Origin of the sequence: Mycobacterium sp. 23, from assembly GCF_048287075.1 — a bacterium.
Lineage (GTDB): Bacteria > Actinomycetota > Actinomycetes > Mycobacteriales > Mycobacteriaceae > Mycobacterium > Mycobacterium gordonae_B.
In genome coordinates this window covers 3,375,200-3,387,588 of sequence record NZ_JBLVUX010000005.1, presented here as the reverse complement: position 1 = coordinate 3,387,588, position 12,389 = coordinate 3,375,200, and the positions used below count along the sequence as shown (strand labels likewise).

Genomic DNA, 12,389 nt, shown 5'->3' with positions numbered 1-12,389 from the left:
GTCGTGCGCTTAATTTCGATCTACTGAGGGATGGGACCGCCGATGCGTCCGTTGGTCGCGTCGAGAATCGCCCGGTCGATCAGCGCGAGTGTCTGCTGCGGGCTGACCTTTTCGCCGTGCGCGACGACCGCAATGCTGACGTCCTCGTCGATCACCCGCAACGCACCGGTCACGGCCGCTGCGCACAGTCGCACGGTGAGATCGTCGCGGTTCATCCGGAGTCGCTTGGCGATGACCGGTATGAATCCTCGCTCGAGTTCGTCGTGGACCATCAGGTAGGCGGTGCGCAGCGCCGGTTCCGACGCCGTCATGCTGGCAATTCGCATCGCACTGACCTCGTCGGCGATGTCCTGTTCGGTGAACGGGTGCGCGACCGCGTCGGCGGCCATGTGTTCGCCCAGCGACAATTCACGCGGCCACCGGTCCAATACTGCGATGAACCGGTGCGTCGACTTGGCGAGCACCGGTTCGACGCAGCTCTCTTTCGACCGGAAGTACCTCCAGATTGTTCGAGTGGAAAGCCCTGCGGCAGCTGCGATGTCGTCGCCGGTCGTTCCCGATACCCCGTTCTGCCAGAACAGTTCGCAGGCGTGGCGGGATACCTGCAACCTGGCTTCGCCGTGCGCTATGTCCTCCACCCCCTGTCACTTAGTGACAACACCAATGTGTCACTAAGTGACAGGAGGCGTCAAGTTGCTAATCCTCGTCCAGGTATGCGTCGGCCCAGGCGCCGATGATGCGGGCGGCCCGGCGCGCCTGGCCCCGAGCGGTGAGCAGATGATCCGAGCCCTCGAGCGAGACGAAGCTGCGCGGGTGGCGTGCCAACCGGAAGATCTCGGTCGCGTTTCCGATGCCGACCGTGTTGTCGGTGGGCGAGTGCAGGATCAGCAGCGGCAGCCGCAGACCCTTGATCTTGTCGTGCAGATGCGCCGCGCGGACGTCCTCGACGAAGGCCCGCTTCAGGGTGAGCGTGCGCCCGCCGACCATCCACTCGGCACTGCCCTCGGACAGGCAGCGGTCAACCACTGCGTCGTAATGCTTTTCGACGTGACTCGGGTCGATCGGCGCGGCCACTGTGACGACCGCCCGCACCCCCGGCGACTGCCGGGCGGCGGCAAGTGCGGCCGCGCCGCCCCAGGAGTGCCCGACCAGTATGTCGGCCGGCGTTCCGCGCTCGGTCATGAACCTGCATGCCATGACGATGTCGTCGACCTTGACGGTGAACGACCCGTCGCCCCAATCTCCCTCCGAGCCACTGAGCCCCAGCGCGTCGAAGCGCAGCATGCCGATTCCGTCGGCGGCGAGTTGTTTACAGATGCGCGCAGCGGCCGGCGACTCTTTGCCGAGCGTGAAGCCGTGAGCGAACACTCCCCAGCCGCGTACCGCGCCGTCTGGCACGTCGATGATCCCCGCGAGATTCGGCCCCGTCGAGCTTTGGAACGTGACACGTTCGCCCATGCTGACGATCTAACACGGCGGTCGGCTCGAACGGTTCGACATTGCCGGCCAGATCCGTAGCATCGCTTCATGAGGCTTGTCGCGATGACGCCAGGCGCGCATGTTGCCCTCAGCCTGGCGACTGCCGTTCTGCTCGGTTTCGGATTGTCGGTCGGCCCGGGGCCGTTGCTTCCCAAAGCATCGGCGGCCTGTCCCGACGCGGAAGTGGTTTTCGCTCGCGGCCGAGAGGAGCCACCCGGCGTTGGAGCCGTCGGTGATGCCCTCGTGAATTCGCTGCGGGGCAAGACGCGGATGTCGATCGGTGTCTACGGCGTCAATTACCCCGCCAACATCACCACGGGCACCGGCGCCAATGACATGAGCGCCCACGTGCAATCGATGGCCAGAGACTGCCCGAATACGCGTATCGTCCTCGGCGGCTATTCGTTGGGCGCCGAGGTGGCCGACCTGGTGACCGGAGGCCGTCCACTGTTCGGATTCACCAATGTGCTGCCGCCGGGCGTCGACCAGCATGTCGCGGCCGTCGCGCTGTTCGGTAACGGCACCCGGGGACTGTCGCCGGCCTTCGCCGGAAAGACCATCGACCAGTGCGCGGCCGGGGACCCGATCTGCGGTAGGGGCACGAATTGGCCGTCGCATCTGCAGCCGTCGTATATCGACTCCGGTCTGGTGGATCAGGCCGCGGGTTTCGTGGCGGGCAAGCTGTAGCGCCGAACAGAATTCTCAGCTAAAACCTAACTGTTGAGTACAGCAACGAATCCGATGCGGTGATATTTTAAATCTGCGAGTGTCGCGGTTTCTGTGGTTGGACCGGGACTCGTTGGCTAACGCATTTGGAGATGAAGTGGACATCGTACTCGGGCTGTCGATGACACCTGGAACCGTCCGTATGGTGCTGGTAGAGGGACAAAACGCGGATGGCGTCGCCGTCGAGGAGCGGGAGTTCGCGGTTGACGTCAGGGTCAGCTCAGCAACCGATCAGCTGATGACCGCGATACTGGACGCCCGCGAGGCTGCGGCAGCGGCCGGCAACCAGGTGATATCCATCGGCGTCACATGGACCGACGAATTCGACGTGCGCGGCCTGGACGAGGCGCTGGCGGCACACGAGGTCTGCAACGTCACCCTCGCGCCACCGTTCATCGCCGCGACGACTCTGGCTCAGGCGGTCGGGCGGGCCGTCGGATATGAGCGCATGGCGATGCTCTTCGTCGAACCCGGGAGCGCCACCATGGCCGTCATCGAGGTCGCCGAGGGAGCGGTCGCCGACCTCAGGGACGAACCGCTGGACGGCGTCGATGTCGGGACGGCGCTGAGCGTGCTGGCCGGGTGGGCTGAGGCGCTCAGCGCGCGCCCGGACGGTGCTTTCGTCATCGGCTCCGGCGTGGACGTCGCGCCGCTCAAGCGTCATCTGGAGATGGTGACCTCCCTGGCGGTGAGCGTGCCAGAGGAACCGGAGATGGCGCTGGCGCGCGGAGCCGCGCTGGCGTCCGTCAGCGGATCGCTGTCCGCTCTGGCTACCGAGGGCTTCGCCTATGCACGGGTTGCCGATGTGGTGGAGGTGTGCCCCGATGCGGTGACGCTGAGTCGCATGGACGTTCCGACCGAGGGGAACTTCGCCTACAGCGTCTCGCCGGATGGAGACACGGACGCCCCTACGACGGTGCTTGCGTCGAGCGAAGAAGCCGGTATGAGCGAAACGCTCCAACAGCGCAGACCGGTGCTGCTGTTGGGCAGCGTCGGAGCGGTGACTCTGATTACGGCCGTTGTGGCACTTGAAGTTTCACTGGCACTCGGTATCCGTCCGGCAGCCGTTGGCCTGCACCACGTCCCTGGTCAGAATCGCATCATGCCGGCCCCGTTGCTGCCCTTGGCGCCGCTGGCTGTCGCATCCGCGCCTCGACCAGTCGCGATGCGCCCGTCGGGTCCGGTCGTCCAACTGCCACCCTCTGATGCTTCGATTCCCCAGCCCCCCGCCGGGATAGCCGGTGATTCACCGGGCGCACCGCCCGCGCTCCTTGCGTTGCCCGTCCTGATGCCCGACGCGTTGCCGCCAAGGATCCCGGATGCCGATTACCCTAATTACCCGCTGCTGCTGCCGCTTCCGGTGGTGCAGCCGCCGAGTGCTGTGCCGAGCATGCCGCCGCGCCAGCTTCCGTCTGCGCCCGTGACGCAGACCCCGACGACGGTGCCGGTGACGCAACCGCCGACGACGCAGCCGCCGTCAACCGTGCCGGTGACGCAGCCCGTGACGTCGCAGCCGGTAACCACCGCGCCGCCGGCGACCACGGTTCCGGTGACGCAGCCGCCGACCACGGTTCCGGTGTCGCAACCGGCGACGACGGTTCCGGTCACGCAACCGCCGACCACGGTTCCGGTGACGCAGCCGCCGACGTATGTGCCCGTCTCGCAGCCGCCCAGGCCCGCTCCGGTGGCTCCGCCGCCGGTCCATGCCCCCGAAATCCAACCGCCCGCGAACCTTCCAGCGCCCGAGGTGCCGGTGGCTCCGGGTTTGGAGACTACGACGGTTCGCGGTCCGATCCTCGAGGCCCCGACTATTCCCACCGCGCCGGGCGTCGTTGTACCGGCTCAGGACGGGCCGCCGGCAGCACCTCAGTTGCCGGGTTCGCTGAATGCACCGGCGCTGGAGCCGGCGCCCTCTACTGGCGGAGGCGGTGCACCATTCGGCGGGAGCGGGGGACCGCTCGGCGGAAGCAGTGCGGGCACCACCGGAACCGGACCGTCGGGGATAGGCGGCGGTTCATCGGGTGGCGGAAGTGGCTCACTCGGGGGCGGCTCGCTGGGAGGCAGCTCCACCGGAGGTGGCAGTAGCTCTATCGGCGGCAGCAGCTCCATAGGCGGAAGCAGCTCCATAGGCGGAAGCAGCTCCATAGGCGGAAGCAGCTCCAGCGGTAGCAGTGGTGGTTCCGGCGGCGGCAGCAGGTAGCTGCCGCGGCAATCCCTGGGGCGGCGGGCCACTGCGCCTCTGCACATGAATTCATGTATCCGCTTGTGGCGCAGCGTGAATCAGCCGACCTCATCGCCTTCAGGTGATGAATCGGCTGTTAGCATGCCCGCCTGTGTCCGCAAGGGGAAGATGGCCGAACTTCGTCGAAGGTATCTCGGCAGCAGGAGTTGATGAGCTGCGTTCTGTCGCAGGCAATTTCGCGGACTGGCAGCTGGCCGCGCCGATAGACACGTCACTTTCTACCTCGGAGGAGCTGGCCGCCGACTATCTGGCGAAGCTGCAGTATCCGCACCATATATTCGACGAGCTGTCAGCCGATGCGCAGGATCGTGTCGCCGTTGCTGTTGGCTGTCTGCCGCAAACCCAGTGGCACCCGCCGCCCGTCGCACCCGGGACGCCGTCGTACGCGCAACCGAGCTGGGAAGCGGAAGTCTATGACGTGGTGTTCAACCAGCTCCCACCGGAACAACCGGGACCGCGACCACTTTCTCAGCGTGCATCGGCCGCCGATCAGTGGCCTGAGTTCACCGCCGATGGACTCAACGACGGTGCGCTGTGCCGGCGCCTCAGTGCGGAGTTGGCGGCAGCCTTAGGTTCTGACTGGTCGCCGGTTCCCCCTGTAGGCGACGATGTGGTGCGCGTCCGCTTCGAGCGCGGCGATCTCATCTTCGTCGTCGTACCGGCCGGGCAAATGATTATGGGGATCACCGAAGACGAAGTGGCCGATCTCGCCGAACTCGGCGACGACGTTGCGGAGAGTGTGGAATCTTTCGCCCCTTCGTGGGCCCCGGCTCATGAAGTGAGGGTCGCGGCGTTCCTCTGCGCCGAAACACCCCTGTTGGACCGCCATGCCGCCATCTGGTCGATCGGGGGCGACGCCGCGAACGCGCACGGGGTACTGCGGCAAGACAGTTGGCAGGCAGCGCAGACAGTGTCGGCATCCGGAATGCGATTGCTGTCGGAGGCGGAGTGGGAATGGATCGCGCGCGCCGGGGGGCGGCAGTCATGGATCTGCGGGAATGAACCGCCCGACGCGTGGACGGAGCGGGTAGTCGATGGTCGGCCGGAGGAAGCTCAGACGCGGTTCGGTATCTCGGCTCCGGGCTGGGGCGAGTGGGTGGACGACGGATGGCACGACGACTACGTCGGTGCGCCATCGGACTCCGACGCGTGGGAGCCGAAGGACCGGCCTGACACGGTGCGCGGCGGCGCCTTCGCCTGCTGGCCGTGGCAGGGCGGCGAGGCGGTGTTGCTTCATGCCGCTTGCCGTGAACGCGGCACCAACGAGTCCATCCACGCAGTACGGCTGGCCGCCGATCTGCCCCCGCGCTGACTGCAACCGTCGCCGAATGAGCAGAGTCGCCGGTCACGCTTGACGACGTGCCGCAAGAGGTGCAGTGTGGTGTGATACTCGTCATATGACCACTGGTCACACCGGGCAGAGAGGTGGCATCTCATGACCACGCGGGACAAGTACACGGACGTGCCCACGCCTTATTCGTGGGATGTCCCCAGCGCCGGTAACGCGCACTTCACCTGGGAGTACGACGAGGGGCGCGCCCGACTGCTTTCCCTGTATCAAAAGGGCAAGGACAAGCAGTGGGATGCACAGTTGCGGATCGACTGGGCGCAGGACGTCGATCCGTACAACCCGGTAGGGCTGCCCGACGAGTTCCATCCGCTGTTCGGCAGCCCGATGTGGGACGCCGCGGACGAAGCGCGTCGCGCCGAGATGCGCCGACACTCCCAGGCCTGGCAGTTCTCCCAGTTCCTGCACGGCGAGCAGGGCGCGATGGTGTGCGCGGCCAAGATTGTCGAAGTCGTCCCGGACCTGGACGCCAAGTTCTACGCGTCCACCCAGACCATGGACGAGGCCCGGCACGTCGAGGCGTTTTCGCGGTTCCTGCAGGAGAAGGTCGGGATGGTCTACCCGATCAACAAGAACCTGACCGCGCTGCTTGACGACACCTTGCGCGACTCGCGTTGGGACATGCCGTATCTCGGCATGCAGGTACTCATCGAAGGACTCGCCCTCGCCGCCTTCGGGGTGTTGCGTGACATGGCAGCGCCGGATTCGCTGGCCAAGCAGGTGCTGGCCTACGTCATGCAGGACGAGGCCCGCCACGTCGCCTTCGGCCGGATCTCCTTGAAGGACTACTACTCCGAGCTGACCGAGGCCGAGCGCGACGAGCGGGAAGAGTTCGTCGTCGACGCCTGTTACCTGATGCGCGACCGGTTCCGCGGCGAAGAGGTGTTCGAGACCCTCGGCATGAACGTGAAGGAATGCGCCGAGTGGGTCGACCACTCCCCGTTGATGGTCCAGTTCCGTTCGCACCTGTTCAGCCGAATCGTGCCGATCGTCAAGGACATCGGGTTGTGGGGCGACAAGGTGCAGAAAGCGTTCCGGGACATGGGTGTTCACGACATGGCCGCCTTCGACATCGAGGCGCTGATGAAGGCCGACGAAGATCAGGCCGAGGCGTTGGACAAGGCTCACGCCGAGATGGCCGAACGGGCCCTCGAGGTGGACCAGGTGATCGCGGCGGGCGCCAACTAGTTGCTCCGACCACAACCATTGGGGCCGGAGTGACCGGGGTGCTAACTACGAAAGCCCGGGTGACCCGTCCAGGCCGATGAGTTGCCCGCCGGTGCCGCCGGCTCCGGCTTTGCCGGCTTTGCCCGGGTTGACGCTGAACCCGCCGTTGCCGCCGTTACCACCGTTGCCGATGAGCACGGCGTCGCCACCTCGACCGCCGTTGCCACCGACGCCGCCCGGGTTGACGGTGGTGTTGGTCCCCCCGTCGCCGCCTTGCCCGCCGTTGCCGATGAACCCGGCCGTGCCGCCGGCCCCGCCGTTCCCGCCGATGATGGCGCTGATACCGCCGGCACCTCCGGCCCCGCCATCGCCGAACAGCATGCCTGCATTGCCGCCAACTCCGCCGTCCCCTCCTATCGCGGCACCAGAGGCGGCACCACCGCCACCGCCGCTGCCGCCGGTACCGAAGAGCAGTCCGGCTCGGCCGCCGGCCCCGCCCTTTCCGCCAATGGCGCCAGCCGTGCCGCCGGCCCCGCCGGCCCCACCGGCGCCGGCGAATATGCCGGCGTTGCCCCCGGCCCCGCCATCCCCGGCGATCGAGCCACCGCCGCCGGCGGAACCACCGGCCCCGCCATCGCCGAAGAACATGCCGGCCGCGCCGCCGGCCCCCCCATTACCGTTGATCGCGCCGCCGCCGCCACCGGTGCCGCCGGCCCCGCCGCTACCGCCGAGCATGCCCCCTTGGCCGCCGGCCCCGCCATGCCCGCTGATAGCGCCGGCGCTGCCGCCGGCCCCGCCGAAGCCGCCGGTGCCGCCGGTGCCGATCAACCCACCGGAGCCGCCGGCGCCGCCGGGACCAGCTACGGCGGCAGCGGTGAACCCGCCGATGCCGCCGGTGCCGCCGACGCCGAACAGGCCCGCAGTGCCACCCGTACCACCGGCACCGCCATTACCCCCAGCGCCGTTGCCGCTGCCGCCGGCGCCGCCGGCGCCGCCGGGGCTGAACAGTCCGCCGGCCCCGCCGGCCCCGCCGTTCCCCCCGAGGCCGGCGGCGTTGAATCCGCCGGCACCACCCGTTCCGCCCGCTCCGAACAGCAGCCCGCCTGCCCCGCCGGCCCCGCCGGCGGTGGTGCCGGGCCCGCCGGCCCCCCCGGCGCCGCCAACGCCGAACAACCCTGCGGCCCCGCCCGCGCCGCCGTTCTGGCCGACCCCGCCAGACCCGCCATTGCCGCCGCTTCCGATCAAGATGCCGCCGGCTCCGCCGCTGGCCCCGCTGCCCGGGGTCCCGTTGGCGCCGTTGCCGATCAGCGGGCGCCCGGTCAGCGCCAGGAAAGGCGCATTGATTGCGGTGAGTAGAGGCTGCAGCGGCGTGGCGGCGGTGGCCTCAGCAACGGCGTACGACGCCGCACCCGTGGTCAATGCCCGCAGGAACTGCTCGTGCAAGGCCGCCGCCTCCGAACTGAGGGCCTGATAGCCCAGGCCATGACCGGAAAACGCCGCCGCGATGGCCTCCGATACTTCGTCGGCAGCCGCCGCCAGCACCACTGTCGTGTGGGCGCCTGCGGCCGCGGTGGCCGCGCTGAGCGCCGATTCGATATCGGTTAGGTTTGCCGCTGCGGCCGCAAGTGCTTCCGGCGATACAAATACAAACGACATCTGACACCTCCCAGTGCGCCATGACGTTTCCGTCATGCCCCCCCGGGGATCGCCGGGTATCACCACCTAGCGAATGAATACATCATCTCTCTCCAGGGCGTGGCGTCGTCTGGTTTCGTCGAGATTTTCCGGTTTTTATTGCCGGCTTGGCGGGCCGCGTCAACCTGCCGTCTGAACCGGCGCGCTCCTGGCGGCGTCCGCTGCGAAGAACCCGCGCAGTGCGTCGGCGATCTGGGCCCGGATCGGCGCCCCGGAGACGACGACGTCGACCATGGTCAGTGACAGGTGCGTGTGCCCGCGGGCCCGCAGGTGCTGGGTCGAAACCCCTTCTGCGGCAATCGCTTCGGCGTATGCGTCACCTTCGTCGCGCAACGGGTCGAACTCCGCTGTGACGACGATCGCCGGCGGCAGGCCGGACAGGTCAGGCGCGCGCAGCGGTGCGATGCGCGGGTCGCCGCGCACGTCCGGGTCGGCGTAGTAATCGAAGAACCACCGCATCAACGCGGCGGTGAGACCGTAACCGTCAGCGTTCTCCGCGTAGGAGCCGCGACTCAGATCCGAATCGACGACCGGCGTGATCAACGCCTGCCCGACAATGGTCGGCCAACCGGTGTCCCTGGCCAACTGGCACACCACCGTGGCGATCCCGGCGCCTGCGCTCCAACCGCACACTGCGAGGCGACCGGGAATGCCGCCAAGTTCCTGCGAGTGCTCGGCAACCCATCGCGCCGCCGCCCAGCCGTCCTCGAGCGCGGCCGGGAAACGGTGCTCGGGTGCGTGCCGGTAGTCCACCGACACGACGAGCGCGTCGCTGCGCGCACACAGATCCCGGCACAACGGATCGTCCGACGTGTGGTCGCCGAGAACCCAACCCCCGCCGTGGAAGTACACGACGACGGGATGGGGACCCGGGCTCGACGGCCGGTACAGCCGGTAAGCCAGGGGTCCCGCGGCACCCGGCAGGGTTCCGTCTACTACTTCGCCGACGTCCGGGCCCGGTGGGCGGGCCAGGTTCATCTCGGTCATGAAGGCGCGCGCCTGCTCGGCAGGCATGGACTCCAGTGGTGGCAACTCCAGCAGCGCCATCTGCTCGAGCACCATCTGGACGTCGGGTTGCAGGCGGCGCACCACACCGTCGTTGCACTGCGTGCCGGCTGGTCCGGACAGAGCGAAGCCCAGGTAGTCGCGGGCGATTACCTCATCACAGGCCACCCGGTAGAAGTCGACCCCGGCGGCATACGCCATGAAGGTACGTGGCTTGCCCGGAATGTTGGCGCCGACGTACCACGAATTCGCCTGTGGGAAAAGGGTTATGGATGAGGCGTCGTCGACGTGCTGCATCCAGCCCGCCTCGGCGAGCTTGGTGGGCTCGATCCGGTCGAAGCCGTGGTCGCGCAGATACGTCAATGCGTCGGCGACGAAATCGACGTGCTGCTCGATGGAGACCGCCATGTTCGACAGTACCGAGGGACTCTGGGGGCCGGCGATGAGGAACAGGTTGGGGAATCCCTCGGTCATCAGGCCGAGGTAGGTGTTCGGGCCCTCGGACCATTTGTCTTTGAGCGCGAGTCCGTCCCGGCCGACGATGTCGATCGCCGCGACTGCGCCGGTGATCGCGTCGAAGCCGGTGGCAAAGACAATCGCGTCGAACTCGAAAGACTCACCGACCGTGTCGATTCCGGTCGCAGTCACGCGGACCATCGGCTGATCCTGCAGATTCACCAGGCGGACATGGGGCAGGTTGAACGTGGCGTAGTAGTTGGTGTCCAGGCAGAGGCGCTTCGCGCCGACCGGATAGGTTTTGGGGCACAGTGCCTCGGCCGTCCGGGGATCGTGCACGATGTCGCGGATCTTGCCGTGAATGAAGTCGGCAAAGTCCTTGTTGGCCAATGGGTTACTCATCACATCGGCATATAGGTTGAGTACTTCCAGCAGTTCGCCACGTTGCCAGGCACGTTCGTAGCGCTGCCGGCGTTCGTCGGCGGACACCGAGAAGGCCGGGGTGATCGTACGCTCCACCGGGACGCCGCCGAAGGAGTATTTCGCCGCCTGGCGGTACGCCGGTTCGTCGGCCATCTCCGCGAGCTTGTCCGGCGAGATGGGACCGTTCTGCGCGGGAATCGAGAAGCATGGGGTGCGTTGGAAGACAACCACTTCCGACGCCTGCGCGGCGATCAGCGGAATCGACTGAATGCCCGACGACCCAGTCCCGACGACGCCGACGCGCCTGCCGGTGAAGTCGACGGGCTCATGGGGCCATCGACTGGTGAAATACGTCTCGCCGGTGAAGCTTTCGACGCCGTCGATGTCGAGATCCTTCGGTACCGAGAGGCAACCCGTCGCCATCACCAGGTAACGGCAGCCGATCTCCTCGCCGCGATCGGTGCGCACGCGGTAGCCGGACGAGTTGTCGTCCCAGTGAGCGTGGGTGACTCTGGTGCCGAACTGAATGTCGCGACGCAGATCGTGCTTGTCGGCGACGTGGTTCAGGTAACGCAGGATCTCCGGTTGCGTTGCGTACTTCTCAGACCACTGCCAGTCCCGCGCCCAGTCGGCATCGAAGCTGAACATGTAGTCGACGCTCGGGATGTCGACCCGCGCGCCGGGGTAGCGGTTCCAGTACCAGGTGCCGCCGACGTCGTCGCCGGCCTCGAATATCCGCATTGACAGGCCCGCGAGCCGAAGGCGGTACGCGGCGTACAGGCCGGCGAAGCCGGCGCCCACAACCACGACATCGGGGTTGGAGTGTTGATCAGCCATGTGAATCATCATGACCACTCGTAGGCGTTTTGTTTAGGGGTGAAATCGCCCGTTTTCGGTGACGACCGCGGTGATCAACTCGGCCGGCGTCACGTCGAAAGCCGGGTTGAAGGCATCCGCGTCCGGCGGGGTGACGGTGACGCCGGCGTACGTCCTGATTTCGTCGGGCGCGCGTTCCTCGATGGCGATGTCGGCGCCGCTGGCAAGCGAGCTGTCGACGGTCGACGTCGGCGCGACCACGACGAGGGGCACGCCGTGATGGCGCGCCGCGATAGCCAGGCCGTAGGTGCCGATCTTGTTGGCGACGTCGCCGTTGGCGGCGATCCGGTCGGCCCCGACGAGGACGCAGTCGACGAGGCCGCGTGCCATCGCCGCGGCCGCGGCACTGTCCGGCTGCACCCGGTAGGGCACGCCTGCCTGCGCCAATTCCCACGCCGTCAGTCGTGAGCCCTGCATCAGCGGCCGTGTCTCATCCACCAGCACCGATTCGACCAATCCGCGTTGGTGCAGATGCCAGACCACCCCGAGGGCACTGCCCCATGCCACCGTGGCGAGGTGGCCGGCGTTGCAGTGGCTGAGCAGGCGCAACGGTCTGCGTTCGCAGAGCCCCAGCACGATCTCCGCGGCGTGGCCCGAGGCGGCGCGGTTCAGGCGTTCGTCCTCGTCGAGAATCGAAAGTGCCTCGGCCAGTACGGCTTCGGCCCCTCCTTCGAGTTTCCCCAGGGCGCGCGCCACTCCCCAACTGAGGTTCACGGCGGTCGGTCGTGCCCTGGCGACCCGGTCGGCCGAGGCGCGCACGTCCCCTCCCTCGCGCGCCGCGAGTACGACGCCAAGCGCCCCCGCTGCACCGAGCGCCGGGGCACCCCGGACCGCCAGACGGCGGATCGCGTCGATCAGTTCGTCCACCGTGCGCAGACGTAGGACGCGGTAGTCAGCCGGCAGTGCGGTCTGATCGATGATCGTGACCGCGTCACTGTCCCAGTCGATGGTCCTGCGCACGTGTCGACCCTA

At 67.5% G+C, this 12,389-nt stretch carries 9 protein-coding genes; 4 read left to right on the top strand and 5 right to left on the bottom strand.

Translation table 11 applies throughout. The features are described 5' to 3' along the window. Positions 1-20 precede the first annotated feature (20 nt). Together ACNQS7_RS16985 and ACNQS7_RS16980 are read right to left on the bottom strand one after the other, a co-directional pair. Positions 21-638, bottom strand: a complete 618-nt coding sequence (locus ACNQS7_RS16985; RefSeq protein ID WP_418013436.1) for a TetR/AcrR family transcriptional regulator — start codon at positions 636-638, stop codon at positions 21-23. Positions 639-696: 58 nt separating this feature from the next. Then, positions 697-1,458: an alpha/beta hydrolase family protein gene (locus tag ACNQS7_RS16980; RefSeq protein WP_418013435.1), complete on the bottom strand. Its 762-nt coding sequence runs from the start codon at positions 1,456-1,458 to the stop codon at positions 697-699. A gap of 69 nt (positions 1,459-1,527) precedes the next feature. Between ACNQS7_RS16980 and ACNQS7_RS16975 the strand changes: the two genes are divergently transcribed. The 4 genes from ACNQS7_RS16975 to ACNQS7_RS16960 all read left to right on the top strand — a co-directional run bounded on the left by ACNQS7_RS16975 (position 1,528) and on the right by ACNQS7_RS16960 (position 6,983). Next, a complete protein-coding gene (locus ACNQS7_RS16975; protein ID WP_055578218.1) occupies positions 1,528-2,166 on the top strand; it encodes a cutinase family protein in 639 nt (212 codons plus the stop codon). Between the two features lie 136 nt (positions 2,167-2,302). Next, complete coding sequence (locus tag ACNQS7_RS16970; RefSeq protein ID WP_418013434.1) at positions 2,303-4,405, top strand: hypothetical protein; 2,103 nt, start codon at positions 2,303-2,305, stop codon at positions 4,403-4,405. Between the two features lie 103 nt (positions 4,406-4,508). Continuing rightward, positions 4,509-5,759 (top strand): formylglycine-generating enzyme family protein, encoded by a 1,251-nt coding sequence (locus tag ACNQS7_RS16965; protein ID WP_418013433.1) that lies wholly within the window; start codon positions 4,509-4,511, stop codon positions 5,757-5,759. A 123-nt stretch (positions 5,760-5,882) separates the two neighbouring features. Continuing rightward, positions 5,883-6,983, top strand: coding sequence for a ferritin-like domain-containing protein (locus ACNQS7_RS16960; RefSeq protein WP_418013432.1), 1,101 nt, complete (start codon positions 5,883-5,885; stop codon positions 6,981-6,983). A 45-nt stretch (positions 6,984-7,028) separates the two neighbouring features. Here the strand turns inward: ACNQS7_RS16960 and ACNQS7_RS16955 are convergent, their stop codons facing one another. From ACNQS7_RS16955 to mtnA, 3 genes are all read right to left on the bottom strand, one after another. Then, positions 7,029-8,618, bottom strand: coding sequence for a PE family protein (locus ACNQS7_RS16955; protein ID WP_418013431.1), 1,590 nt, complete (start codon positions 8,616-8,618; stop codon positions 7,029-7,031). 159 nt (positions 8,619-8,777) lie between these two features. Further along, positions 8,778-11,378 carry an alpha/beta hydrolase fold domain-containing protein gene (locus ACNQS7_RS16950; protein WP_418013430.1) on the bottom strand — a complete coding sequence of 867 codons (2,601 nt, stop codon included), beginning with the start codon at positions 11,376-11,378 and terminating at the stop codon, positions 8,778-8,780. 33 nt (positions 11,379-11,411) lie between these two features. After that, on the bottom strand, positions 11,412-12,377 hold the full coding sequence (gene mtnA / locus ACNQS7_RS16945) for an S-methyl-5-thioribose-1-phosphate isomerase (protein ID WP_418013428.1): 966 nt from the start codon (positions 12,375-12,377) through the stop codon (positions 11,412-11,414). Positions 12,378-12,389 lie beyond the last annotated feature (12 nt).

Coding starts and splice junctions, on each gene's coding strand:
- ACNQS7_RS16950 (WP_418013430.1), bottom strand. CDS start 11,378: ATGGCTGATCAACACTCCAACCCCGATGTCGTGGTTGTGGGCGCCGGC.
- ACNQS7_RS16960 (WP_418013432.1), top strand. CDS start 5,883: ATGACCACGCGGGACAAGTACACGGACGTGCCCACGCCTTATTCGTGG.
- ACNQS7_RS16955 (WP_418013431.1), bottom strand. CDS start 8,618: ATGTCGTTTGTATTTGTATCGCCGGAAGCACTTGCGGCCGCAGCGGCA.
- ACNQS7_RS16975 (WP_055578218.1), top strand. CDS start 1,528: ATGAGGCTTGTCGCGATGACGCCAGGCGCGCATGTTGCCCTCAGCCTG.
- ACNQS7_RS16980 (WP_418013435.1), bottom strand. CDS start 1,458: ATGGGCGAACGTGTCACGTTCCAAAGCTCGACGGGGCCGAATCTCGCG.